Raw genomic sequence first — 24,491 nt, forward strand, 5'->3', positions numbered from 1 at the left:
TGAAAACTCGCAGAGTACTCGCTACTGACGGGTACCGGTAGAGTTTATTGATTGAAATCCTGGTAGTTTGCCCGAGATAAGCATCTAATTTCTAAAAACACATTTTTTGTTAACCCGACCACATTTTACCGTGGTCGGGTTTTTTTATAGGTAGGAAAGTGCTAATGCCAGTGATAAGCTGGCAACGATCGCTGTATATATAGCGATATCAATGGATTTGAAATTATAAGGTCAGGATTATGTTTACCAAAAAAATACTATTAGCATCTTTGTTTGTGGTCGGCTCCTTTACCGCACTCCCCGCCCTCTCTGCCGATCTTGTATGTACGCTCAATGTGCAATCAGGCGGGAATGTCTTTGGCAACGGGACTTCCCATTGTGAGGGGATAGATTTCAGTTTTGGCAATTCCACTTCGGGAAGCTGGGCAATCACCAACATTACCAAGTCGATTGATCGAATTAACTGGATAAAAGGCTGTAATTCAGGGCTGTCCTGTACTGTGACCGTGCGTGCCTATGCACCGAACCAAGCGGAGGCCTATATCCATTACGACGATGGCACTATCGAGTATGTGGAGGCCAGTATGCATTACGAAACCGGTTTTTAACCTCCGAGGTTGGCGCCGATGCAACAATCGGCGCTAGCGATAGGGTTTGTGGGTGTCCCATTTAGCGCTACAGAGCCCTAATTAAGCCTTTTCCGCTATATTCCGTTGGTATAGAGGCGGTATAGTTTGAAAGTATCAAAAGTATTTCACATACCTTTCCAACATGCGGTTTCGATATTGAAGTCGACACCATTTATACTGCCAAATATGTCAAGCCATCTTGTCGACTGAGCTTCAAAACCGGACTTTTCCCCAAGCGCATATTGAATGTCCGCTACCTCTCTGTGTTGATCTAATTTGTGTTAAATTTAAGCACTCGTATCTTTCAGGGAAGATAAATGTAAGAGAACATTTGTCTTCTGGTGCAAATCACACTTCCAATAACCATAAAAGTTCGTGAAGTTAAGCTTTTGTACCAAGTATTTCAATATTTTTTCTGTAGCGAGCCAACAGATTAACATTGTCCGCGCTAATGGAGCGTAATGTCGCTACATACGGCTTCAGTAGTACTATAATGGCACCTTGTGAGCCGGAATTTGGGAGAAGGCCTGGTGCAAAGCTACAAAATGGTACAGAAGTCCCACATATCCGCTGAGACCTAATCGGTTTAATGCCACTACCTAGGCTGGCTTGGTTTCAAGGGCCTGTTAAACTATTTCCAGCTTATCATTTTTTCTTTGATCGCGGACTGGCATGCACTCGTAAAATATTAACAATACCGTATAGTTATGCCAGCATCTCAGGGGGTTACGGAGTGGCTGTTTGAATATCGGGTAAATAGTATGCGTGTATAATACAAGCAAAACTACATTTGAGGAACCGGATGCGGCAGTCTGTAACAATGACGGACTTATTGTGGCTGCGAAATCGTATTCGATGAGACAATCATGAACGACACATTTATTAGATATGGCCATTTTCTAGGCATTATCCTGCTTGCTTCCATGTTGATCTCTGAAAACATCCTGTTTTCAAAAACATTGGTCATTGAAATGCGTAAAAAATTAGCATTTATCGACCTTGTATATGGTATCTCAGCCGTTTTAACCTTAACTGCTGGTTTATTTCTGTGGCTTTATGTTGGAAAGCCCAAAGAATTCTATTCTGACAATCCCGTATTTCACGCAAAGCTTGGTCTTTTTTTAGTCATTGCCCTGATCTCAGTGATTCCAACCGTTTTTTTACTCAAAAACCGCAACAGTGCCAAACCGGTGTTGGATGTTCCAACACATATTATTGCCATTAAGCGCCTTGAGCTATTATTACTGTTAATGCTCCCCTATCTTGGTGTATTAATCTCCAGAGGCACCGGGTACCTATAAAAACCACTTGGTATGTGATCTGTAGCTTTCACACGATACCCATGAGCGACGATATTGTCGCGGCTGAATCCGCCACCGAGAGAGATTTACCTGGCAGCCAGACAGGCTTTGGGTAAGATATACCGCAATGCGTTGCCGGCCTATAACCACCTAAACAGGCCCGTTGCCTGTGCCGCATCTACGCAGCGCTGGACAGCTGCGCAAATGTCTTTGACCAAGCCGCTAGCCTGCATATGGGCATACATAATGATTGAGCCAACAAAACTAAAGTTGGCTTTTTTTAATGCCTTGCTCATGACATCGGGCTCGGGGGTGCTGACCGACGCTTGTCGAAGAGAAACGGGGCGGTTTACGATCACCTGGCCACCGGTAAATTGCCAGAGAAACTGCGATAGGAATAGCCCCTTATCCCGCAGGGCCAGAGTCGCGCGGGCATTTTTCACCGCAGATTCCACTTTGAGGGCACCTCTAAAAATCACCTAATTTTTGTTAGAATCGATCCGATCTCTCTCAATTGGAGGTTGTGCAAAAAATGTAGCCGAGCTTCTTAGATCTCGAAGACCGACATCGCAAACTGAACGAGCGTGACCCGCTGATTACTCTGCGAGAGCTGATTGATTGGGAAGACTTTCGGAACACTTTGAATAAAATTCGCACAAAACCGCGAAAAAGCAATGCAGGACGAAAACCCTTCGATGTGATTCTAATGTTCAAAGCGCTGGTATTGCAGCATTTGTACAACTTATCAGACGATGAACTGGAGTATCAGATACGCGACCGCTTTACATTTTGCCGGTTTTTCAACCTGAATTCTGAAGACAGAACACCGGACGTCAAGACGATCTAGCTGTTTCGCGAACAATTAGTAAACGCCGAGCTTATGAAGCCTCGCCGAAGTGCACGACTCGCAGGTGTTCTATGAACTGCTGAGCGATAACACTTCCAAGGATGTTTGGGCAGATAGTGCTTACTACAGTGAAGAAAGCGAGATCAGGCTGGAAGCGATGGTACACCACAGCTATGTGCATAAGAAAGGGAACCGGGGTAAGACTCTCAGCAAGCGAGACACGGAGGAGAACCGTCGCAAGTCCAGAGTTCGAGTTAGAGTCGAGCATGAATTTGGGTCAATGGAAAATGAGCAGGGGTTATGCTCGTGCGGACTATTGGGATTTGGTGCGCTGCGGTTAAGGTTGGCATGATGAATTTGGTGAACAACATGCGTCGATTTGTAAGCTTACAGAGTCGACGTGCGCCCGCTGCATGAGGAATAAGGAAGAAGCTTCCTCAGAACAGGCTGAAATAGCTCTAAAACCCATCAAATATCTTTTTTTGTGGCTTTTAATGAAATTATGGTTGATAAAAAATGGAATCACCGAGTGTACTGAATTTTGCAGTTTAATGTGAATTTATAGAGGTGCCATAGAATAGGATTGTCTGGGGTGAATGGGTTTGAATGGTGATGACATTGGATAGCCATTCTTGTCAAATTTTAAAAAGTGGAGCACCTAACCAGTTGCCGCTTAAGGTTTACTGGCGACATAATTTTTACTCTCCCATCGGGTTTTCTTATTCGCATCAAATGAATGCGGTTTTTATACAAATTGATATTTTTTTGTCACTTAGTGGTGCTGGAACAGCCACTGTAATGATTTGTAATTTGATCCCGTTGACTACACTGCCGCGAAATGATAAAAAATACGCCATAATATAAATAAGCTGTAGTGAGGAAGTTGTAGTGAGAGGGTTGTTCCGCCAGCAAGCCATGGAAAAACAAGCAGATCGCCTGCACGGTGAGATTCTGCCCCTACCACATCTTTCACACACCATTATTTTATCATTGCTACTAGCCTGGGTGGTTGTTGTCGTTATCTGGCTCGCTGGTAGCCACTATGCCCGCAAGGAAAGCGTAACAGGTTGGCTGGAACCGACCGAAGGGGAAATCCTGATCGATGGCCAACCCCTGAAGCAACTGCCAAATTATCGCAGCCAGATTGCCGGTTTTATGCAGGACGATCAATTGCTCGCTGGAGCTGTCGGTGACAATATCGCCTGTTTCGAGCTTCAGGTGGATCTCCAATACATAGTCCACTGCGCGCAGTTGGCGTGTATCCATGAAGAAATTATGTATATGCCCATGCAATACAAAACCCTCGTTGGTGATATGGGCATCAGTCTTAGCGGAGGTCAGAAGCAAAGAATTGTGATGGCACGCGCCTTATATCGCGCATCTCGCATCCTGTTCATGGATGAAGCAACCAGTCATCTGGATATGGCGAATGAATCGCTGGTTAACCAGCATATTCAGCAACTTGCCATTACCTGGATACTGGTTGCCCATCGACCGGAAACGGTAAAATCTGCAGGGAGGCAGATAAATCTAGCTGACAATAAGTTGGCATAACCCTTAATTTAGAGGAAAATAAAATGCAAGAACTAACTATGAATGAAGTTGAGCAAGTGAATGGTGGATTGGCCCCCTTAGTAGTAATTGGGGTTAGGGTTGCTATAGCAATAATTTCGATCCGCAACTCACCAAAAGCTTATTAAGATTTGTTTCAGGCTCCTCTAAATTAGGAGCTCTCTATCAAGCCACTTACAAAATTACTTTGTGAGTGGCTTTTTGTGATGAGGGGAATTATAGTGGGAAATTTTTTAAAAAAAAATTCAGAATTCGCTTTGTCGGAAAAATTATTTATAGCATCACTCTCTTTCATTATATGTGGCTTCTCATCCTATTATGCTCTTATTTTTTTATTAGCAGAATTTTCTTACCATAAGGCATTGAGCATAATTACCAGCTTTCTTTTAAGCTGCAGTATTTTTTATCTTTCATTCCGTTTTCCAAAATATATTAGCCTTTTTATTTTTGCACTACCTTTGATGCTTTTGGGTAGTTAGCATTTACCCAAAAATACATGAGAAGTCTAAAATATGGAATTATTAACCTTATGGTGGTCTCTCATGAGGTGAGGTGTCAACGCCTCATCTCTCTCACAGAGCAATACGCACCGGTTTCGTATGCCAATCGCTATATTCTTAAGGAATAAATTTCGCAATACAACTCAGAACATGCGAATCTGTGAGCCAGAGATAGAGGTTTCTTAACATGCGGTTAACCTAACAATATCTAGAGCTTCTTTCACAAATTAAGCTAGCAATCTAATCGTATGATGGCTGCTAAAGCGAGTCCTTTTTGTAAATATTTTCTGAAGGAATGGCCTTAGGTTATATCAGTTTCTAATTGCGGTTACGATCCTTCTCAAGTAAATCGATCTTTTCCTTTGCTACCAGTGCCGCCGAAAGTAAAACATTGTAGAGACGGTACGCTGATCGGAAATGACATCGTGCTTCTCAGGAATATTATCCTTATTGATTACAATAATGCCACTTTCCCGGAGCCGTGCTTCCACAAGAAATGGCAGCAAGGTAAGCTGGTGGTGCAAAATCCGGGCTAGCGGAATTTATAGCATCTGGTTATGATATGAGTAGGCCAACTTCTTGCCTCGTCTGAGATGCTGGAAGCCAAAGTGGCAAGGGAGGTCTAGTTTATATTGAGTCATTATTAGGATTCACTTAAGCTGTTTCGTAAGCGATCAAGTAACCATTCAATTACCCACATCTAAGGCGAGTTCGAAGCCCGCACGCAATTCATACAGTTTGTTCATGCCTCTCCAAATGACGGTATTGCCTGGTGGCGGATCACTTGCCCGCGCTAAGTATCCACCCAATCTCGCTAATCGATCGATATAATCCTGTAAAGTTGAAGGCACCACTATTTTCTGAAAATACTGAATCAATATTTTCCTTTCAATATCATCAAAAGCCAAGTTTGGAGACAACCGCTTGTCTTCTCTATTTAACATTGTCAGCCAATGTATTCTCCACGCCAGAATGCAACAAATGGAAATCAACCTTGTTAGCCTGGCGGCTGTTCTTAGTTTTGATTCCTCAAGCTTTAGCTCAGATTTCAATATTTTAAAATAGGTTTCTATTTTCCAAGGTTGCTTGTACCAATTCAGTACCGTTAGTGCGTTTTCCTTCTTCTTTACTGGTGAGTTTGTGAGAAATGTCCATTTAATACGCTCTCTGCCAACAGGCTCTTGGGCTTCAAGAGCAGAAACAACGGTAACTCGCAAATCGGGATAATTCGCTTCTTTTCCAATAGGAGGATGAAGGGCGAGTGTTTTTACCTTGATATTCATTGCCGTATTAACGGTATTTCCATCGCTATCTGTGAAATTGATCACATGTTTGTAATAAGCTTTACTCGTTGCCACCTCTTCAGCAAGAGTTGTTTCATTGGCTAAGCGATCCACACAGCTGCGCACCACAAAATAAGACCCAAGTCCCTGGCACTGACATAGATATTCGTAGATGTCATTTTCCCTATCGCCGATATGAACGAGCTTTGCAGGGCTATCCGAAACTCGTTCATTCGAGGACTTAAGGTTTTCAAGCCACTTTATACTCTCTTTTTCTGATATAGGTACTCGTGTTGGATTGATCTTACTCTTCAGTTTGGTGGTATTCTTGAACGCTTCTCGTGACCAAAATTTAATAGCAGTCAATCCCAGAGGTAACCCTTCGGCCGTTATTGCCATACTTGCATGCATCAATATCCCACAGGCTTTGTGCTGTTGCCCAAATGCTTTAGCTATTCGATCAGGTGTAGGTAATTTTCGAGTATGTCCAATGGCTTTAGGCGATTCCCTCTTATATGAAAATTCAGTGGTATCGTGCAAAATTAGGATTGGGCCGCGAGTTGCTCCAATGCGATTCTTGGTCTGATCATAGTGACCAGCAAGAATATCATCATTATCAACTCTGTCATTTGATAGAAAGCGGTAGGTTGCCTTCGCCATCGACCACTCTTCACAAACTTGTGGGATTGATTTTCCACATCCCTTTGATAGGGTTTTGATTATTGTTTTAAAGCGCTCGGTAAGCCTTTTGTCCTTGAAAATACAACTGGAAAGCTCTTTATCTAACCAGGAGTCCATGGTGTGCCCTCAGCACAGCGGATGTACTGAAAGGTAACAAATAGCTGGTAAGCAATCAAATTGGTGCCGAATTTGTGGGTAATTGAATGTCAAGTAACCCCATCTGAAAGACCGAGTAGTTTTTCTCTAACCTCCTGATTTTTAAAGATCAGGAGATTTACTGCCGGGTCGGAAAGAAAGAATACCTCTCCCGGGACACGCTGTGGATACATTCCTGTACGCTTGTAATCAGTATCCATGCCTCATACGAACCTGGGAGAGGGGTATTCTTCACTCCTGTCTTGCTAGTAAATGGCCACTCAGAGTAAATTCGATTTCTGGCAGCAGCACATCGATGCCTGGAAGAACAGCGATCTATCCCAGTGGGCATTCAGATTCTGTATATCGCAAAACGTTTGGGTTGTCCTGAAATCCTTGTGGTATCTTAACTTCTTTGATTTCCTTGTTTTCTTCACACGTATTACGCTGTGTTGGAGCCTCAACAAGACTGTCATCAACGATTTGTTCCTTTTTGGCATTGTAACCACTGGCATCCAATTTTCAGGTCAAGGTTTCGAAACAAAGCTGCTGTCAAGCCTGCAGTGATCAATCGCTGCCGGAATAGCCAAATAATTTTTGCATCCCGTGTCTTACCCTCGGAATTAACTCCGGGAAAACGACAGAAGCTATAGTGATCCTGAATTTGAAACTCCGGTTCGTCATCCGGCAAGTTGTACAGTCTTTGTAGTATCAGGACCTTAAACATCAACAACGCATCGAATGGTTTTCTGCCAGCACTGCTCTTACGTTTCGTTGTGCGAACTTTGCTCAAAATGGTACGAGAGTCTCCCCAATCAACCAGTCTGTTTAGTTCAGTGAGTGGGTCGCGTTCATTCAGCTTGTGATGACGATTTTTGAAATCAAAAAAACTGGGTTGCATTGCGTTACGACTTTGGATTTTATCTGTACGGTAGTACTCTATCATAAAGTTGTTATTTTTATAGATCCCTTTTACACTACCGAACTCATTCAACGAAGAAATATTATTATGAATAATAACCAACCTTTTTTACACAATTTATGCAATCGCAAGAGTTAACCGCGGAACAAACTGGCCAGGTTGCCGGAGGTGAGCTAAAAAAGCTGCCTATAGATGACTGGCCCGATCTGAGACCTGTCACCATGAAAGCCCCTTCCGATGATGATGAGGGTTGCAATATCCCGGTACTTGCGGACCTTTGCTTAAAGGCGGGGCATTAACCCCAGAATAAATCGGTCAGGTTGCCGGTGGTGAGCTTGTAAAAAAGACGGCTATAGAAGACTGGCCCGATCTGAGACCTGTCACCATGAAAGCCCCTTCCAATGATGGTGGGGCATCAACATATTGGATCTCAGCTTGCCTTAAGCGGTTCTTTAACCTTGATAGGGGAGCATTTAGACTTTTTTCGGTTTGCTTCCTTCTCCCGTTCACTCAGCGACCTGTTGCGGCAACTTTTCTTGTGAGCATGGTTTCGATGACCCATGGCATTCAAAGTAATTTCACTGTCTTCGTTGTAGCAGTCTCTGTCAACTCTAACACCCTGAGAGCTATTCTCAACCAGCAGCTCATGGATACATTGGAGTCGTGAACTGCAGCTGAAGTCACTGCATAGCTTCGTAACAGTTTATGCTGGCTGTCTAGGCAGAGCTGGTTCTTATAGCCGTAGTGTGTTTCGTTATTATTCTTAGTCCAGCGGGCATTCAGATTCTTTATATCGCAAAACGTTTGGATTGTCCTGAAATCCTTGTGGTATCTTAACTTCCTTGATCCCCTTGTTTTTTTCACACGTATTACGCTGCGTTGGAGCCTCAACAAGACTGTCATCAACGATTTGTTCCTTCTTGGCATTGTAGCCACTGGCATCCAATTTTCAGGTCAAGGTTTCTAAACAAAGCTGCTATCAAGCCTGCAGTGATCAATCGCTACCGGAATAGCCAAATAATTTTCGCATCCCGTGTCTTACCCTCGGAATTGATTCCGGGAAAACGACAGAAGCTATAGTGATCCTGAATTTGAAACTCCGGTTCGTCATCCGGCAAGTTGTACAGTCTTTGTAGTATCAGGGTCTTAAACATCAACAACGCATCGAATGGTTTTCTGCCAGCACTGCTCTTACGTTTCTTTGTGCGAACTTTGCTCAAAATGGTACGAGAGTCTCCCCAATCAACCAGTCTGTTTAGCTCAGTGAGAGGATCGCGTTCATTCAGCTTGTGATGACGATTTTTGAAATCAAAAAAATTGGGTTGCATTGCGCTACGACTTTGGATTTTATCTGTACGGTAGTACTCTATCAGAAAGTTGTTATTTTTATAGATCCCTTTTACACTACCGAACTCATTCAACGAGGAAATATTATTATGAATAATAACCAACCTTTTTTCACACAATTTATGCAATCACAAGAGTTGACCGCGGAACAAACTGACCAGGTTGCTGGTGGTGATCCTGTAACAAGGACGCCTTTTCCGTCTTTTCCGCCGTTCCCTCCCGAAAATGTCACCATGAAAGCCCCTTCCGATGATGATGAGGGTTGCAATATCCCGGTACTTGCGGACCTTTGTGCCAAGGGGGAGCATTAACCCCGGAACAAACCGGTCAGGTTGCCCGTGGTGAGCTTGTAAAAAAGACAGCTATAGAAGACTGGCCCGATCTGAGACCTGTCACCATGAAAGCCCCTCCAATGATGGTGGGGCATCAACATATTGGCTCTCATCTTGCCTTAAGCGGTTCTTTAACCTTGATAGGGGAGCATTGATGGCTCCATTTTTCTATGAACTCGCAGTCCTCCGTCAAGAATAAGGTGAAAAAATCCATTTTAAGTCTGCCGCACTCAGGCGACTGCTATACCATAGATAAGGTCAGGCATGTGCTGGAAGGAATCGGTTATCGTGCTTTAAGACTACGCTATGATCAGTTTCTCGGACCGTTTTACGATTTTATGCGTCATTAATTCTGAGATGCGAATCAAGGTGATACTGGCTATCTTGGTCAGTATATGAATGTTAGGCATCTATGTTCATGGTAATGAATCAGCACAAGTGATCGTTATGATTGAAACACAAGAAACTTACTAAGATCGTCTCAGGATGGTAATGGCTAGAGAGATAATTTTATATTCATTCAGGTGGCGAAGCCGGCAGTGCTGGTTGTATGGCTCTTGCCCATAATATGATTAATTTCCAAATAAACTTAAGGGGTGTCTAAAAGTTACTTCTTTGGTACCCATTGGCTATCCCAGATTTTAAACTCCAGCTCGTTATCCGGCAAGTTGTGCAGCATTTGTAATGCTAGGGTCTTCAATTTTTCAACACGTCGAATGGTTTTTTGTTGGTATTTTTCTTACGATACTTGATGTGAGCTTTACCCAAAGAGATACGAAATTTTCGCGATCAACCGGTTTTTTATATCGACTAAAAGGTCGCGTTTATTTAATTTTAGATGACGATCTTCGAAATCAAAAAAGCCAGGTTGCATTACGCTATGGCCTTGGATTTTGCCTGGATGGTAGTCACCTACCAAGAAGTTGTAAAACTTAGAGATACCTTTTACACTCTCTGAGCTCATTCAACGAGGAAATATAATTATGAATAATAACCAACCTTTTTTCACGCAATTTATGCAGGCTCAAGAGTTAACCGCGGAGCAAACTGGTCAGGTTGCCGGTGGTGGGGCCGATATATGGGATTTCAAAGAGCCAGTCCTGAAATACTGGCTAGATGATGATGAATTGAGCAGGGACAACCTAGAGCGCTAAGTGGTTCTTTAGCTTTGATAAGGGGGCATTGATTGCTCCCTTTTTCTATGAACTCGCAGCCATCTGTTAAGAGCAAGATGAAAAAAGTTATTTTAAGCTTGACGCACTCAGGCGACTACTACACCATAGATAAGGTCAATTATGCACTGGAAGAACTCGGTTATCGTGCGGTAAGGCTGAACTGTGATCAATTTCCCACCCAGTTTCAGTTATCTTTTTCCACAAGCGGAAACCATGGGCTTGTCATCCAGCACCCCGATGGCGAGTTTAAACAAGCGAATATCGCCGGCGTCTGGATGCGTAAAAACCACCTTCCTGTCATTGAAGACACGCTAGACACGCCTATAAGGCAACAGTGCATCAGGGAGTCTGAGGAAGCCAAAAATATATTACTTGCCACTGTCCATACTCCCTGGATCGACCGGCTTGATGCAATGATGCGTGCAGAAGACAAGCTGCTGCAACTGCGGCTTGCCGCACAGTTTGGATTAAAAATACCCTCGACACTAATATCTAATTCACCTCAGGAGGTACGCCACTTTTATCATCAGCATGAAGGGAATGTTGTGGTAAAAATGCTAACGCCGGCTAGTCAATCTATGGGTCGCCCACCGCATTTTGTGTATACCCGCGAACTTAAACCTGAGCAGATCGAGAACCTGGATGGCCTTAGTCTGAGTCCCATGGTATTCCAGCAAAAAATTGATAAAGAATACGAACTGCGTATAGTCTATGTTGGCGGGCAATGTTTCTGCGGTAAACTCACAACCAACACCGCATCGCCACTGACCCAAGTTGATTGGCGTCAGGCGCGTGTCGGCGAGCTTGTATGGCAAGATGCCGAGCTGCCTCCGTCGCTTTGTCATAAAATTGGCGCATTAATGCAGCAATTAGAGTTAACCTTTGGGGCCATAGATATTATCAAGTCCTCTTCCGGCTATATATTTCTTGAAGTGAACCCAAGTGGTGAATGGGGCATGCTAGAGAAATGTCTTGAGCTACCTATCGCGAAACATATTGCGCTCGCATTGCATGATAAAATCGTCGCAGCCAAAATCAGGAATTCTGCCTAATGACTCCAAATACCATACTTATTGTTACACACTCCAATGACAATTTGGCCATAGACAAGGTTACGGCTGCACTTATTCGTAAGGGGCATAATGTTGTCAGGCTCAATACCGATTTGTATCCATACCAGGTCCGTCTGGAGGTGCTCTACTCTTCATCCTGTCCAGGCCATAAATTGACCACAGAGACGGGAGACACCCTGTTTGACAAAGACATTCATGCAGTATGGTACCGTCGCTTTGACCCGGGGGCGGCTCTGCCCAAAGACATGGATAAACAGCAAAGGATGGCCTGTAAGGAGGAAACGAAAAGAACTCTGCTTGGTTACTTGCAATCCCTGGATTGTTTTGTTATGGATGATTACTGGCAAGTGCGCAAAGCATCCAACAAAGAGTATCAGCAGAAACTGGCCCTTGAGCTAGGGCTGAATATGCCCGCCACCCTGATCACCAACCAGCCAGCTGCTGTGACGAAGTTCCATCAGGCTTATTCCGGTAAGATGATCACCAAAATGCAAACCGCCTTTTCCTGTATTCAAGACAACCGAGAGCAAGTTGTTTATACCAGCAGAGTTGAAGAGCAGCACCTGCAACAACTGGATGGTCTAGCACTATGCCCTATGGTGTTTCAGGAAAACATCCAAAAGCAACTGGAGCTAAGGGTGACACTGGTGGGTGATAGGGTATTTTGCGCTGCGATAGACTCCAACGAGCATGCAGAGATGCGAGACGACTGGCGAAAGAAAGGCGCCATCACTATGCATGAATGGTTTGACTATTCGTTACCCGAAGACATCTCTTGTAAGCTGCAAGCTCTCAGAAGAAGACTGTCGCTAAACTATGGCGCAGCTGACATTATTCTCACCCCGGAAGGTCAATATTACTTTCTTGAGCTAAACCCATGTGGTGAGTTTTATTGGCTGGATCACTACACCCAGGCAGACATCTGCGAGGCCATCGCCGAGCATCTTCATGAACAGGGGGCGAAAAAACAAATGATGGGGGTCACGAAACAGCAGATTATCGAAAAGTCTGGTTGAAAGCGATTGGCACCCGGGCAATTGCACTACAATAGCCGCATAATAGACAGGTTTAGAGGAAAATTGCTGTAAATACTGATTTCCCCTTAAGGGCCTCTCTTAAATTGAGTTTTCATTCATTTTATCGCCCCGGGGCCCGCATTATTCGATGCTTATGGGCACCAAAAAAGTAATTTTTAGAGGTGCCCTTATTATTAAGCGTCCTAAAATAGCGCAAGATACTACCGCAATTAGATTTTGACGGTAAAGTATCCGGTGCTCTTGTTCACAATAAATTTTGTAACAGACTAAGAACATCTTCTATTTTTGTGATAATTGGAGTATAGGAATTATAAACCACCTATTTGTCTTTGACCCGAAGAGTTCCACTCGAAATCCCTCAGATCGTTTACCGTTCAAATCCCCAGTTTTTAGCTTGAGGGTGCCCGAATCAGTCATTCCTTTTCAGCTTGCCTGAATAATTCTGATTAACGGTCCGCTGGGCATGAGTCGCTTTATCGGCCCGTTGTCAGGCCCGCTGCCTGCGCCGCATCCACACAGCGCTGGTGCGCCGGGCAGGTGTGTAAGTGGTCATTGACCATGCCGGTGGCCTGCATATGGGCATACATTATGGTTGAGCCAACAAAACTAAAACCGGCCTTTTTCAATGCCTTGCTCATGGCGTCGGACTCGGGGGTGCTGGCCGGCACCTGTCCGAGAGAAGCGGGGCGGTTTACAATTACCCGGCCATCGGTAAATTGCCAGAGAAACTGCGATAGGGATAGCCCCTTATCCCGCAGGGCCAGAGTGGCGCGGGCATTTTTCAGCGCGGACTCCACCTTGAGTCGGTTGCGGATAATGCCCGGATTCTGCAGCAGTTTTTCTACTTTTTTTGGCGTATAGCGCGCGATCTTTTCCACCGAAAAATCATCGAAGAGGCGCCGGTAATTTTCCCGCTTGTTCAACACAGTAATCCAGGACAGGCCCGCCTGGGCTCCCTCCAGCAACAGAAACTCGAATAGCGTCTTGTCATCTGTCACCGGGCGCCCCCACTCGTCGTCGTGATAACGCCGATAAAGTGGTGTAGACAGGCACCAGCTGCAGCGCTCCTCTTTCATTGTTGGCTCCTTAGGGGGTGTTCAGTGGCCGAGTTGTGTAGCGGTGCGATTGCAGTGCGAAACATCACCATTCGCACACCCTGGCGGTTCGGGCCAACACCACACGGCTTGAGGGAATGGCAGACTATTTACTGCGCACCGGAAAAGAAATAGTGCTGGATTAATTGCAGAATCAATAGGAGAGCAACCAGGATAAAAATAATATTACTGCGATTCACTTTGGCTCCAATAACTTTTGCTGTACCAACCAGTCGTGACATTCGCACAACATGGTCTCCAGTGCCACCCCCGATTGATAGTCCAGTTCCCGCTCTGCCTTGGCACTGCTCGCCACGACCTGACCCGTAACCAAAGTGGCCTTTTGTGGGGTAATCACGGGTTCGCGTCTGCTCACCCGCGACCAGAGGTCTGAACACCAGGCAACAGAATGTATGACAAACGCCGGTGAGGTGCGTTTGGGCACCGGCTTGTGCCGCAGTTCGGCAATTTTACCGAAGAATTCCAGGAAACTGGCATCGGTGCCGGCAAGGATATAGTTTTCGCCACAGCGGCCCTTCTCTACGGCATCAATATGCGCCCGTGCGACCGCGCCGGCATGGCAGAAAGACCCGTAACCGGGCGGTACGCCCGGCAACTGGCCTTGATCGATCAAAAAAAAGGTTTGCGCCCAGTTGTGGGTATCGTATTTCCCCACAATGGCACAGGGATTTAAGAAGACGGCATCCAGCCCCAGTGCAATCTCCCTCTGCACAGCGAGTTCCCCGCGCTTTTTGGTGTACAGGTAGTGGTGGTGGGGGTTATCTGCCCGCTTTTCACTGTTTTCGGTGATGATTTCACTATGGTAGCCATAGGCGGCGATGGAACTGGTAACGATCAAGCGCCCAACATTTTTCTCCCTGGCCACCCGGGCGATATTGGCCGAGCCCGTTACATTATCCCGCCATTGCTGGGCATTGCCACCGCGCCACAGACTGGTATTGGCGGCGATATGGAAGAGGACATCGACATTTTTCGGAATCGCGGTACGCAGTGAATCGGGATCCTCCAGGTAGCCCTCCACCAGCGCGACCCCCATAGAGCGGAGCCTGCGGGTATCGGTTGTATGCCGGTGCATGGCGGTTACCTGCCAGCCATCCGCACAGAGTTGTTCAACCAGATTGGTGCCGAGAAAGCCGCTAGCACCGGTTACAAATGCATGTTTCATGATGCCACCGGACGTGATTGAATATTATGCCTACCCAGTGACCGTTTCTGTGGTTGGCTCTGCCCGGCACCATTGGAGCCAACCGGCAGTCCTACCGGGTAACACAGGTTGGGTGTATCGCCCGAGTAATAAAAGCGCAATCCGCGACGGGAGCCGCCGGCTACAGCCGGCAGCCACCTGCGAAAAAAGATTACTTGATCTCCATACCCAGTTGGTCGGCGAGGAAGCTCCATTGATTGGCATAGTCCTCCACCTGCATCCACACGGGCTTGCCGGCACCGTGGCCCGCGCGGGTTTCCACTGCCAGCCACACGGGATTGTCGCAACCCTGATCCTGCTGCAGTGCTGCGGCAAACTTGTAACTGTGCCAGGGTACCACGCGGTCGTCACGGTCGGCCGTGGTAATCAGGGTGGCCGGGTAGCAGGTGCCCTCGCGGGTATTGTGCACGGGGGAATAGGCGTGGAGGGCGTTAAATTCTTCGCGGTTTTCACTCAATCCGTAATCGCTGGACCACTGTCGCGCGTTGGCGGAGGCGGTGTGGTAGCGCAGCATATCCAGTACGCCCACTGCCGGCAGGGCCGCAGCAAACAAATCCGGGCGCTGTACCAGGGTAGCGCCCACAAGCAGGCCGCCGTTCGAGCGCCCATTGATGCCGAGCTTTGCAGGAGAGGTGATTTTTTCCGCGATCAGCCATTCCGCCGCAGCGATAAAATCATCGAAAACATTTTGTTTTTGCGTCTTGGTGCCCGCCTGGTGCCAGGCTTCGCCGTACTCGCTGCCACCCCGCAAATTCACCAGAGCAAGGGTGCCCCCCATATCCAACCAGCCTGCGAAATGGTTGTAGAAACGCGGCAGGATCGAGACGTTAAAGCCGCCATACCCATACAGCAGTGTCGGGTTGGCACCATCGTGTTTCATGCCCTTCCTGTGTACCAGGAACAGGGGCACGCGGGTGCCGTCCTCGCTCTTGAAAAAGTGCTGACTTACCGTCAGATCGGAGAAATCAGCGGCATACTCGGGCTGCTTGAACAGCTCGGTTTCCCCGCTTTGCACATTCAGGTGATAAATGCTCGGCGGCGTAATAAAGTTGCTGAACGAGAAGAAGGTTTCCACTTCATCCGCTTCACCATAGAAGCCGGTCACCGAACCCACGCCGGGGAGTTTCAACTCGTACTGCTGCTTGCCATTGGTGTCGGTCACCAGCACCCGTGATTTGGCATCTTTCAGATAATGTAATACGAAGCGGTCGCCAATAAAACTTGCGCTCTGAAGGACGCTGTCTCCTTCCGGTACCAGATTGCGCCAGTTCTTGCGCTGTGGCTTGTCGAGGTCGATGGCGATCACCCGCCCCAAAGGCGCTCCCGCGCTGGTCTCGAAGAAAAAGGTTTTACCCTTGTTACCGAGGAACTGGTAGAGGCCATCCCAGTTATCCAGCAGCTTTACCACCTCATTACTGTCGTCGCGCAGATCCCGATAATAAAAGCCGTTGGAATCGTAACCGTCAAAGATGTTCAACAGCAGGTAATGGCCGTCGTCGCTCACCGAGGCATCGGGGTTGCGGGTGGGATGATCGGTAATCTGGTATACCAACTGGTCGCGTTCCTGCGGTTCACCCAGGCGATGGAAATAGACCGCTACCTGTTTGCTGTCATCGGCACGGCCCGTTTTGTTGAGCGGGTAGCGGCTGTAGTAAAAGCCGGATTCATCGGCTGCCCAACTGGCACCGCTGAACTTGATACCGGTGAGCAGATCCTTGAGGTCTTTGCCGGTGCGCAGATCGCGAATATGGTAGTCGGTCCAGTCGGTCCCTCCATCGGAGGTCCCGTAGGCCAGGAAATGGCCCTTGGGGCTGACCGTGAGGCGCTTGGCCGCGATGGTTCCGTCCTCGCTCAGGCTGCGTGGGTCCAGTATGGGTTTGCCTTCCCGGGCCAGGTCTCCGGCACGGTAAAAGATATTCTGGTCCCAGTCACCGCTGTTGTAGCCGTAATAGTAACTATCCCCTTTCTTGTAGGGCACCCCATAGCGTTCATAGCGCCACAGCTTGGTGAGACGGTCATTGATTTTCTGCCAGCCTGGCAATTGCTTCAGGCGCGGCAGGGCGTGAGCGTTTTGCACGGTCACCCAGTCCTTGACCTCCCCCGTGGCCGTATTTTCGAGCCAGCGATAGGGGTCCTCGACTTTGGTATCGAAGTACATATCCTGTTGCGAGACGGTCTTACTGTCCGGATAGCCGTCCGCTGCGTGCACAGTCACTGCGGTCACAGCTCCGGCCAGCAGCACGGTTAATTGTTTTCTCATACCCTACTCTCGGTTTCTCTACGCGAATCAGTCCGCTAATCTAGGGCATTTGTGCACAGGGTTCCAGAGAGGGGAAGAGGTGTGAGATGAAAGGATTGATTCAACGGGTGAGTCGCGCCCGGGTGGATGTTGCCGGGAAATCGGTCGGCGCTATTGATCGCGGCCTGCTGCTACTGTTGGGCGTAGAGGCCCGGGACACTTGTGAGGGCGCGGACAAACTGCTGCATAAAGTATTGAACTACCGGGTATTCCCCGATGACAGTGGCAGAATGAACCGGAATCTACAGCAGGCTGGCGGGGGGCTGCTGGTGGTCAGCCAGTTTACCCTGGTGGCGGAAACCGGGCGCGGTCTGCGCCCCAGTTTCAGCCGCGGCGCCAGCCCCGGGCAGGCCGAAGCGCTCTACAACTACTTTGTCGCGCAGGCGCAAGCCCGGTTTGCGCCGGTGGCCTGTGGTGTATTTGCACAGGATATGCAGATTTCCCTGGTCAACGATGGTCCCGTCACTTTCCTGCTGGAAGCCGGTTAACCCGGCAGGCAAACCGGCCTTGGACTCTATTGGGCACAGTCAGCCGGCGTGCATCCCCGGGATAAAACGACACCGCGGGGTTGTGTTGGCAATGCAGAGGCACCAGGCGAGCAGGCCGTGAATTGGGCCGAGGAGCCTCTTCATTTTTCAAACAAAACGCCCCTGTTCACTTCTTCGCCCGCTTGCGCATATTCTCCTGCAGGATTTTCTTGCGCAGGCGGATATGATTGGGGGTTACCTCTACCAGTTCGTCCTCTTCGATAAACTCCAGGGCCTGTTCCAGCGTGTGGCGGATCGGCGGGGAGAGGGTGAGGGCCTCGTCCGTGCCGGCGGCGCGGATATTGGTGAGCTGCTTGGCCTTGGTGGGATTTACCGCCAGGTCATTGCCGCGTGAGTGGATGCCGACGACCTGGCCCTCGTAGATGTCTTCTCCGTGGCCAAGAAACAGGCGGCCACGGTCCTGCAGGGTGTAAAGGGCGTAGGCGAGGGTTTTGCCGTTGACCATGGAGACCAGCACGCCATTGGTGCGCTTGCCTACTTCACCCTGTTTTACCGGGCCGTAGTGGTCGAAAATACTGGTCATAATACCGGAGCCGCTGGTGAGGGTGAGGAACTGGCTGCGAAAGCCAATCATACCGCGGGAGGGCACGGTAAAAGTCAGGCGCACGCGGCCTTTACCGTCCGGTTCCATATTGGTCAACTCGGCCTTGCGCAGGCCCAGTTCTTCCATAATCGAACCCTGGTGCTGGTCCTCAACGTCGATGACCACTGCCTCGTAGGGCTCGTGGACGTCGCCGTCCACAGCCTTCTGCACCACCTCCGGGCGGGATACGCCCAGTTCAAAACCCTCCCGGCGCATGGTCTCGATCAGGACGGACAAATGCAGTTCGCCACGGCCCGAGACCTTGAATTTGTCCGGGGAATCGCCCTGCTCGACCCGCAGGGCCACGTTGTGGATCAGTTCCTGCTCCAGGCGCTCCCGGATGTTGCGCGAGGTGACGAACTTGCCGTCCTGACCGGCGAAAGGGGAGTCGTTCACCTGGAAGGTCATGCTCACGGTGGGTTCGTCCACACTCAGGGCGGGCAGGGCTTCCGGGGTGTCCGGGTCACACAGGGTGTCGGAGATATTCAGCGCGCCCACACCGGTGATACACACGATATCGCCGGCGCTGGCCTGCTCCACTTCAGTACGCTCAAGCCCCAGATAGCCCATCACCTGCAGCACCTTGGCCTTGCGCGCCTTGCCATCGCGGTCCAGTACCACCACCGGCTGGTTCGGCTTGAGGGTGCCGCGGGTAATGCGGCCTACGCCGATCACACCCACGTAGCTGGAGTAGTCCAGGGCCGAGATCTGCATCTGGAAAGGGCCGTTGAGGTCCACTTTGGGGGGGGGCACCTTATCCAGAATCATCTGGAACAGCGGGGCCATATCGTCCGCCATAGCGGTGTCATCAAGGCCCGCAATGCCATTTAGGGCGGAGGTGTAAACCACCGGGAAGTCGAGCTGTTCGTCGCTGGCACCGAGATTGTCAAACAGGTCAAATACCTGGTCCATCACCCAGTCGGGGCGCGCGCCGGGGCGGTCGATTTTGTTGATCACCACAATGGGCTTGAGGCCCTGCTCGAAAGCTTTCTGGGTGACGAAGCGGGTCTGTGGCATGGGGCCGTCAACGGCATCCACCAGCAGCAGAACCGAGTCCACCATGGACAGCACGCGCTCCACCTCGCCACCGAAGTCGGCGTGCCCGGGGGTGTCAACAATATTGATACGGTAATCACGCCAGCGGATGGCGGTATTTTTGGCCAGTATGGTGATGCCGCGCTCACGCTCCTGGTCGTTCGAGTCCATCACCCGCTCCGCATCGGCGTCGCGGCGGTCCAGAGTGCCGGACTGCTGCAACAGCTTGTCCACCAGCGTGGTTTTGCCGTGGTCTACGTGGGCAATAATGGCTACATTTCTTAAATTGTTGATAATATTGGACATTTACTGCATAACACCTTAAATAAAACAGAATTTGTACACAGCAATGTACATATCCGTAACGCGATCTCCTTCAGGAGCCAATCGGAAAAAAGTTGCCAATTATAGCTTCAACTTTCGATAACGTAAGGGGCGGCTTTTAAGCGCGGTTTTGCCGCGCCTCGGCAAGGGCGTGTTCACAGGTAGCGCCAAGCGCCATCAGGTATCCCTGGTGAATGGGAACACTGGGTCTGGCATTGTGATAGTGGCTATCTGCAGCAGGCACTCCTTTACTGCCCAGGGTTCAGGATGGTCCGAAATAGTTGCCAAGGGTATCCCCCAGGGCTAAGAGTGCCGAGATCACGGAACTGTGGGGGAGTGCCGGGCAGGCAGAGTCCAGGCCCCGAGAGCGAAAGAGTGACCCCGCGTAACTGCATCTGGATGCCACCGGACAATGCCAGCTCAGCCAAAGCCTCTAAAGCGGGTATGGGCACTGGCATCAACTTGGGCCGGGGCTTGCGCTATATGGTGCTCCAATAGGTGATGGTGCTGAGCCTCAGCGCATGCTGCTGGCAGTAGGCTGCCTGGGATAGATCCCTGTTCCTCCAGGCACTGACGTGCTGCTGCCAGAAATCGGATTTACTCTGCATGGCCATTTAAATCTCCTGATCGTTAAAAACAGGAGAGTAGAGAAAATTTGACAGGTCCTTCAGTTGGGGTTACTTGATCGCCTACGGTTAAAGGCCACTCATTTAATGGCGGGCCAGAAGTCTCGCTGCACCACCAGTTATACTGCGCCTGACCTTGAAAGCACTCCCTGAAGCACCGGTAACTGTCGCAACAGGTTCGAACTATTGCAAGATAGGACCGGGTCGGAGGGAAAGAATGCCCCTCTCCCAGGACACGCAGTACAACCATCCCCGTACGCTCGTAATCGGGATCCATGCCGCATACGATCCTGGCAAAGGGGTATTCTTCCCTCCTGCCTTGCTAGTCAGCTAGTTTTGTGACGATACTGAGATCACTGTGCAGGGTCTGATGGACCGGGCATCGGTCAGCAATTTGTAATAAACGATTGCGCACCTCATCGGACAAATCGCCGACCAGGGTGACCACTCTGTTGATCACTTCAATTTTCTGTGGGCTGGATTCGCAATCCTCGCAGTCACGGGCATGTTCACGGTTATGACTCAGGTGTACCGAGACGTCCTGTAGTGGAATTTTTTTGTGCCTGGCGTACATGCGAATTGTCATTGATGTGCAGGTGCCGAGTGCCGCCAATAAGTGTTCATAAGGGTCGGGGCCAAGGTCGCTGCCACCCATTGCCGTGGGTTCGTCGGCCAGCCATTCATGGGAATCACTGATCACTGTGCGGGTAAACTGTCTGTTCTTTTCTTTAACCAGCACATGCCCGCTGGGTATGGCAGAGGCTTTTTGCTCGATATTTTCCGGTTCCTCAATATATCGTGTCGCCCAGGCGGCAATCGTAGTCGCAACATAGTCGGCATCCCTGGCCCGGGTCAGTAAATGATCGGCGTTATCCAGGCTGATAAAACTCTTTGGGTGTTTGGCGCTGCGGAAAATTTTTTCAGCTTCATGAATCGATACTGTGGCATCTACTGGAGAGTGAAATATCAGCAGAGGTTTTTTCAATGTTGCAATTTTTTCTGACTGATATTGATTTTCCAGGTCATCCAGAAATTGTTTTTTAATAGTAAAGCGCCTGCCAGCTAAGGCTACCTCCGCCACGCCCCGGGTATTGATCTCATCAAGCTTGCAACCAAACTGCTTCACGACATGTTGCGGGTCTGCCGGGGCACCGATGGTCACTACCCCTCTGACCTCCGGCATCGAATGGGCTGCTGCCAAAGCCGCAGCGCCCCCCAGGCTATGGCCAATCAATAAAGAAGGTGCGCGATAATGATCACGCAGGAAATTGGCAGCCATTACCAGGTCATTGATGTTCGAGGAAAAGTTGGAATTGGCGAAATCCCCATCGCTGCCACCGAGCCCGGTAAAATCAAATCGCAATACGGCATAACCTCGGGCAACCAGTGCGCGCGCAATGCGTGAGGCCGACACCACTTCCTTACCGCAGGTAAAACAATGGGCAAACAGGGCAAAGGAATGCGGATTGACATCTGGCGTCTCCAATAGACCCGCCACCCTCAATCCATCCGTAGCAGCAAACTCCAGTTTGATGCGTTTGCCCATGGTACTTTCCCTCTTTATCTGTTAGAAGACCGTATTCTACAGTACCGCCGCAGGCTTTTACTAGAGAACAGCATGGCGCATCTGCAGCCATTCCAGTCTAGTCGAGCCGGATACCCCCGCGAGGCAACACGCTGTAGCCCTAAATGCTTTGACAGTAAGGCGCAGTTTCAGGCATTTTTCGACATATTTGCGAAAGGGTTTGAATAAGTATCGTCCTCTGCCAATCTATAGCGCAAGGATAAGCTTGGGTTTACAGGCATCAAAAACACCCAGGGAATCCCACGGCGCCATACGGTAAACAATCCCGAGGATATTCTAGTCGCTAGCATTCTTTTTCTTTCTAAAATTGTGTGTGGGCATCAAATACCAGAGAACACCGGCTATTAAATATTGCACCGGGATATTACCGATCAAATTTGCCTGTTCTGTTCGATCAGCCAACACCATCAAAAGCATAATGGTGGCATAGACCAGGTTCAACCAAATGGTGAACCAAATCAGGCTGACGTTGGCGGCAGGATTCTCTGCGGCGAGGAACAGAAAAACACCCAGTGTTGCGAATATGCCCATCACAATCTGTTCATATTCAGGCTGCGGTGGCGTCCATCCCCATCCGGTGGGCCATATCCATACCATCATCGGGTAAATGGCAAAGATAAAAAACAAGCCTATAATCTTTAGCGCAATGGGGAGATACTTTACCCGGGTTATATCATCCATAGGCTCTCCGGTGTAGTTAAAAATCACTGAATATTCCGATTACACCCACAGGATACTTTCAGTCTCTTCCTGTGTTGGCCGACATATGAAAAAATGCTAATACACATGTCACCGGCATCGCCAGCAAAACGATGTATGAAGTTTCCCGCCCGGTAGAATCCTGTAATTTGACCATGCAGCTACTGATGCCCTCGCACACACTATTGATGGACGTAATATGCGAATTCATGGATTAGTTTATAGTCTTGCGCTCCAGGATCAAAAAATTGATTAAATCCACAATCTATAACAGTCAGTTAGAGCGTCCACCAGATAGAGGTCTACCTGCAAACTTGTCTTGACCAAGTATCCATGCACCTATATCAGTATCGTTCGATACTGTGGCGCCCTCCGGGTCGGGATCACCGCATAATAAAAAGTGTTTTCTGTTGAATACCACCGAGCTGATATTTTTGGTTTGGGCCCCAAGAGTGCGACTTCTGACGATACTGTGATATAGCCAGTAGTTTTCTAGGTGTTTGCAGCGGTTGCAACCAATGCGGTCATGCAGATTAAGTGTGGTAGGCCAAAAGGGACTGCCTCCCGCTATAACAATGGCGAGTTACTGGTAAGACAGAAGAAGAGAGTAGTCCTCTGCCAGGATCGGAGGCATGGGTGCCGATTACGAGCGTACAGGGCTCTATTCGTCGTGCGTCCTGGGAGAGGAGTATTCTTTCCTTCCGGCCCGTTAGTAAGTAGACGCATTACCAGCCCCCCTAGGTAAAACGCCAGGTGCGCGGACCTTGTCTGAAAAATGCCAAGATCAATGTAGGATCACTTCATCGGGCCCTGACCCAACAGGGCCTCAAGGATTGGCAAAGATCAACGCGGTGCAGGTCCGCTGATGTGAGAGGGGGCTCTCTGAAACTTGTCGCTACTCCAGTGCATTGTAGAGTTGGAGCTTGTTTATTCCGCGAATCCTGCCGACAGCCTCAGCTCTGTTTTCTCATTTTCAGAAAACGCATCCCAATGTCTGTCCTGGATTGCGCCCTCCAGAGAATACAAGCAATAACAAACGGGAAGCTGTTTTTCCGTGTTTTTCTCAAGGAGCAATTGGTAGGCTTTGGCCGCACCGAGTTTTCTCAATTCGACCTCATTGGTGCCACCAATTTGATACAGTTTGGATGCCACGGTTTTTCCAATATTTTTTAATTCTAAAAGTGCTCTATTAGGCATTGTTCTATTCTTGTACCGCTTCGTCACTCTAAAAATTACCGGGGTTAATAGTTACATACTACCGTGAGCGGCGCTGAAGAGCGCCAATTGAGCGTGCGCTTTTTAAGGGGTAACTGGGGTTTTCCCAGCGCATGCGTCTAGAAATATAGGCGCAAAAATAATCTTATTGGATTGCATTCGGTTTTCTTTAGGGTTAAAGCGGCGTAAAATCCACAGATATTTATCAGTATTTGGGCCCTGATTGGGCCAGTTTCTGCGCACCAATAGTGCAAGCGGCCCCAAAAGCCCAGGCAGTTTCTCAAAGCGCCATCCCTTCAACAGGAGAACGGTAATCTGACCAAAGCGTAAATAAAAGGCGCTGGCCCAAGGTGCACGAACACCAAGAGCCAGCTAACCAAATTGATAAGAGTGCTATCAAAATGGCTTTATGGATAATACGCTA

23 protein-coding genes and 2 pseudogenes are annotated in these 24,491 nt (G+C 48.7%); 11 read left to right on the forward strand and 14 right to left on the reverse strand.

Annotated elements, in window-relative coordinates; translation table 11 throughout:
* Positions 1-239 precede the first annotated feature (239 nt).
* Entirely contained in the window at positions 240-608 is a 369-nt protein-coding gene (locus Q1A48_RS03210; RefSeq protein ID WP_299941108.1) for a hypothetical protein, read from the forward strand.
* A gap of 887 nt (positions 609-1,495) precedes the next feature.
* Positions 1,496-1,930, forward strand: coding sequence for a DUF2214 family protein (locus Q1A48_RS03215; protein WP_299941111.1), 435 nt, complete (start codon positions 1,496-1,498; stop codon positions 1,928-1,930).
* 140 nt (positions 1,931-2,070) lie between these two features.
* Here Q1A48_RS03215 and Q1A48_RS03220 read toward each other — a convergent pair whose 3' ends face one another.
* Complete coding sequence (locus Q1A48_RS03220) at positions 2,071-2,409, reverse strand: DNA-3-methyladenine glycosylase I (protein ID WP_299941113.1); 339 nt, start codon at positions 2,407-2,409, stop codon at positions 2,071-2,073.
* A 95-nt stretch (positions 2,410-2,504) separates the two neighbouring features.
* On the opposite strand from Q1A48_RS03220, the pseudogene Q1A48_RS03225 reads away from it, so the two are divergent.
* From Q1A48_RS03225 to Q1A48_RS03235, 3 genes and pseudogenes are all read left to right on the forward strand, one after another.
* Positions 2,505-3,194: pseudogene (locus tag Q1A48_RS03225) on the forward strand (transposase).
* A gap of 471 nt (positions 3,195-3,665) precedes the next feature.
* Positions 3,666-4,331 carry an ATP-binding cassette domain-containing protein gene (locus Q1A48_RS03230; RefSeq protein WP_299941116.1) on the forward strand — a complete coding sequence of 222 codons (666 nt, stop codon included), beginning with the start codon at positions 3,666-3,668 and terminating at the stop codon, positions 4,329-4,331.
* A 23-nt stretch (positions 4,332-4,354) separates the two neighbouring features.
* Entirely contained in the window at positions 4,355-4,477 is a 123-nt protein-coding gene (locus Q1A48_RS03235; protein ID WP_299941119.1) for a class IIb bacteriocin, lactobin A/cerein 7B family, read from the forward strand.
* A 1,058-nt stretch (positions 4,478-5,535) separates the two neighbouring features.
* Here Q1A48_RS03235 and Q1A48_RS03240 read toward each other — a convergent pair.
* Positions 5,536-6,930, reverse strand: coding sequence for an IS4 family transposase (locus Q1A48_RS03240; protein ID WP_299941122.1), 1,395 nt, complete (start codon positions 6,928-6,930; stop codon positions 5,536-5,538).
* A 493-nt stretch (positions 6,931-7,423) separates the two neighbouring features.
* Positions 7,424-7,972 carry a transposase gene (locus Q1A48_RS03245; protein WP_299941125.1) on the reverse strand — a complete coding sequence of 183 codons (549 nt, stop codon included), beginning with the start codon at positions 7,970-7,972 and terminating at the stop codon, positions 7,424-7,426.
* Positions 7,973-7,986: 14 nt separating this feature from the next.
* Between Q1A48_RS03245 and Q1A48_RS21725 the strand changes: the two are divergent.
* Positions 7,987-8,169: pseudogene (locus Q1A48_RS21725) on the forward strand (hypothetical protein); the annotation flags it as partial.
* Positions 8,170-8,437: 268 nt separating this feature from the next.
* Here the strand turns inward: Q1A48_RS21725 and Q1A48_RS21730 are convergent.
* Together Q1A48_RS21730 and Q1A48_RS21735 are read right to left on the reverse strand one after the other, a co-directional pair.
* Entirely contained in the window at positions 8,438-8,812 is a 375-nt protein-coding gene (locus tag Q1A48_RS21730) for a transposase (protein WP_366523371.1), read from the reverse strand.
* 59 nt (positions 8,813-8,871) lie between these two features.
* Positions 8,872-9,198 carry a transposase gene (locus Q1A48_RS21735; protein WP_366523372.1) on the reverse strand — a complete coding sequence of 109 codons (327 nt, stop codon included), beginning with the start codon at positions 9,196-9,198 and terminating at the stop codon, positions 8,872-8,874.
* Between Q1A48_RS21735 and Q1A48_RS03250 the strand changes: the two genes are divergently transcribed.
* From Q1A48_RS03250 to Q1A48_RS03265, 4 genes are all read left to right on the forward strand, one after another.
* Entirely contained in the window at positions 9,163-9,528 is a 366-nt protein-coding gene (locus Q1A48_RS03250) for a microviridin/marinostatin family tricyclic proteinase inhibitor (RefSeq protein ID WP_299941128.1), read from the forward strand. The genes Q1A48_RS21735 and Q1A48_RS03250 overlap by 36 nt on opposite strands.
* A 1,004-nt stretch (positions 9,529-10,532) precedes the next feature.
* On the forward strand, positions 10,533-10,703 hold the full coding sequence (locus tag Q1A48_RS03255; protein WP_299941130.1) for a hypothetical protein: 171 nt from the start codon (positions 10,533-10,535) through the stop codon (positions 10,701-10,703).
* 77 nt (positions 10,704-10,780) lie between these two features.
* Positions 10,781-11,776, forward strand: coding sequence for an MvdC/MvdD family ATP grasp protein (locus tag Q1A48_RS03260; protein ID WP_299941133.1), 996 nt, complete (start codon positions 10,781-10,783; stop codon positions 11,774-11,776).
* Positions 11,776-12,813 (forward strand): MvdC/MvdD family ATP grasp protein, encoded by a 1,038-nt coding sequence (locus tag Q1A48_RS03265; RefSeq protein ID WP_299941136.1) that lies wholly within the window; start codon positions 11,776-11,778, stop codon positions 12,811-12,813. The genes Q1A48_RS03260 and Q1A48_RS03265 overlap by 1 nt, the downstream gene beginning before the upstream one ends.
* Positions 12,814-13,307: 494 nt before the next feature.
* Here Q1A48_RS03265 and Q1A48_RS03270 read toward each other — a convergent pair whose 3' ends face one another.
* The 3 genes from Q1A48_RS03270 to Q1A48_RS03280 form a co-directional block, all read right to left on the reverse strand.
* Entirely contained in the window at positions 13,308-13,910 is a 603-nt protein-coding gene (locus Q1A48_RS03270) for a DNA-3-methyladenine glycosylase I (protein WP_299941139.1), read from the reverse strand.
* Between the two features lie 214 nt (positions 13,911-14,124).
* The gene (locus Q1A48_RS03275) at positions 14,125-15,114 is read right to left on the reverse strand and encodes an SDR family oxidoreductase (protein ID WP_299941142.1); all 990 of its coding nucleotides are present in this window, start codon (positions 15,112-15,114) and stop codon (positions 14,125-14,127) included.
* Positions 15,115-15,304: 190 nt separating this feature from the next.
* Positions 15,305-17,413, reverse strand: coding sequence for a prolyl oligopeptidase family serine peptidase (locus Q1A48_RS03280; protein ID WP_299941145.1), 2,109 nt, complete (start codon positions 17,411-17,413; stop codon positions 15,305-15,307).
* An 86-nt stretch (positions 17,414-17,499) separates the two neighbouring features.
* Here Q1A48_RS03280 and dtd point away from each other — a divergent pair, with 86 nt between their 5' ends.
* Complete coding sequence (gene dtd, locus Q1A48_RS03285) at positions 17,500-17,940, forward strand: D-aminoacyl-tRNA deacylase (RefSeq protein ID WP_299941147.1); 441 nt, start codon at positions 17,500-17,502, stop codon at positions 17,938-17,940.
* A gap of 166 nt (positions 17,941-18,106) precedes the next feature.
* Here the strand turns inward: dtd and typA are convergent, their stop codons facing one another.
* The 6 genes from typA to Q1A48_RS03315 all read right to left on the reverse strand — a co-directional run bounded on the left by typA (position 18,107) and on the right by Q1A48_RS03315 (position 24,049).
* Positions 18,107-19,915: a translational GTPase TypA gene (gene typA, locus Q1A48_RS03290; RefSeq protein WP_299941196.1), complete on the reverse strand. Its 1,809-nt coding sequence runs from the start codon at positions 19,913-19,915 to the stop codon at positions 18,107-18,109.
* 145 nt (positions 19,916-20,060) lie between these two features.
* A complete protein-coding gene (locus Q1A48_RS03295; protein ID WP_299941149.1) occupies positions 20,061-20,186 on the reverse strand; it encodes a hypothetical protein in 126 nt (41 codons plus the stop codon).
* A gap of 235 nt (positions 20,187-20,421) precedes the next feature.
* Positions 20,422-20,556: a hypothetical protein gene (locus tag Q1A48_RS03300; RefSeq protein WP_299941152.1), complete on the reverse strand. Its 135-nt coding sequence runs from the start codon at positions 20,554-20,556 to the stop codon at positions 20,422-20,424.
* Between the two features lie 334 nt (positions 20,557-20,890).
* Positions 20,891-22,114: a bifunctional alpha/beta hydrolase/OsmC family protein gene (locus Q1A48_RS03305; RefSeq protein ID WP_299941155.1), complete on the reverse strand. Its 1,224-nt coding sequence runs from the start codon at positions 22,112-22,114 to the stop codon at positions 20,891-20,893.
* A 315-nt stretch (positions 22,115-22,429) separates the two neighbouring features.
* Complete coding sequence (locus Q1A48_RS03310; RefSeq protein WP_299941158.1) at positions 22,430-22,861, reverse strand: DUF6632 domain-containing protein; 432 nt, start codon at positions 22,859-22,861, stop codon at positions 22,430-22,432.
* A gap of 918 nt (positions 22,862-23,779) precedes the next feature.
* Positions 23,780-24,049: a TfoX/Sxy family DNA transformation protein gene (locus Q1A48_RS03315; RefSeq protein WP_299941161.1), complete on the reverse strand. Its 270-nt coding sequence runs from the start codon at positions 24,047-24,049 to the stop codon at positions 23,780-23,782.
* Positions 24,050-24,491 lie beyond the last annotated feature (442 nt).

Source organism: uncultured Microbulbifer sp. (assembly GCF_947489355.1).
Classification (GTDB): domain Bacteria; phylum Pseudomonadota; class Gammaproteobacteria; order Pseudomonadales; family Cellvibrionaceae; genus Microbulbifer.

Bases quoted from the DNA above. Each gene is read 5' to 3' on its own strand.
- Q1A48_RS03235 (WP_299941119.1), top strand. From the start codon at position 4,355: ATGCAAGAACTAACTATGAATGAAGTTGAGCAAGTGAATGGTGGATTG.
- Q1A48_RS03315 (WP_299941161.1), bottom strand. From the start codon at position 24,049: ATGCCTAATAGAGCACTTTTAGAATTAAAAAATATTGGAAAAACCGTG.
- Q1A48_RS03240 (WP_299941122.1), bottom strand. From the start codon at position 6,930: ATGGACTCCTGGTTAGATAAAGAGCTTTCCAGTTGTATTTTCAAGGAC.
- Q1A48_RS03255 (WP_299941130.1), top strand. From the start codon at position 10,533: ATGAATAATAACCAACCTTTTTTCACGCAATTTATGCAGGCTCAAGAG.
- Q1A48_RS03300 (WP_299941152.1), bottom strand. From the start codon at position 20,556: ATGGCCATGCAGAGTAAATCCGATTTCTGGCAGCAGCACGTCAGTGCC.
- Q1A48_RS03250 (WP_299941128.1), top strand. From the start codon at position 9,163: ATGACGATTTTTGAAATCAAAAAAATTGGGTTGCATTGCGCTACGACT.
- Q1A48_RS21735 (WP_366523372.1), bottom strand. From the start codon at position 9,198: ATGCAACCCAATTTTTTTGATTTCAAAAATCGTCATCACAAGCTGAAT.
- Q1A48_RS03210 (WP_299941108.1), top strand. From the start codon at position 240: ATGTTTACCAAAAAAATACTATTAGCATCTTTGTTTGTGGTCGGCTCC.
- Q1A48_RS03265 (WP_299941136.1), top strand. From the start codon at position 11,776: ATGACTCCAAATACCATACTTATTGTTACACACTCCAATGACAATTTG.
- dtd (WP_299941147.1), top strand. From the start codon at position 17,500: ATGAAAGGATTGATTCAACGGGTGAGTCGCGCCCGGGTGGATGTTGCC.
- Q1A48_RS03270 (WP_299941139.1), bottom strand. From the start codon at position 13,910: ATGAAAGAGGAGCGCTGCAGCTGGTGCCTGTCTACACCACTTTATCGG.
- Q1A48_RS03260 (WP_299941133.1), top strand. From the start codon at position 10,781: ATGAAAAAAGTTATTTTAAGCTTGACGCACTCAGGCGACTACTACACC.
- Q1A48_RS03275 (WP_299941142.1), bottom strand. From the start codon at position 15,114: ATGAAACATGCATTTGTAACCGGTGCTAGCGGCTTTCTCGGCACCAAT.
- Q1A48_RS03215 (WP_299941111.1), top strand. From the start codon at position 1,496: ATGAACGACACATTTATTAGATATGGCCATTTTCTAGGCATTATCCTG.
- Q1A48_RS03305 (WP_299941155.1), bottom strand. From the start codon at position 22,114: ATGGGCAAACGCATCAAACTGGAGTTTGCTGCTACGGATGGATTGAGG.
- Q1A48_RS03280 (WP_299941145.1), bottom strand. From the start codon at position 17,413: ATGAGAAAACAATTAACCGTGCTGCTGGCCGGAGCTGTGACCGCAGTG.
- Q1A48_RS21730 (WP_366523371.1), bottom strand. From the start codon at position 8,812: ATGCCAGTGGCTACAATGCCAAGAAGGAACAAATCGTTGATGACAGTC.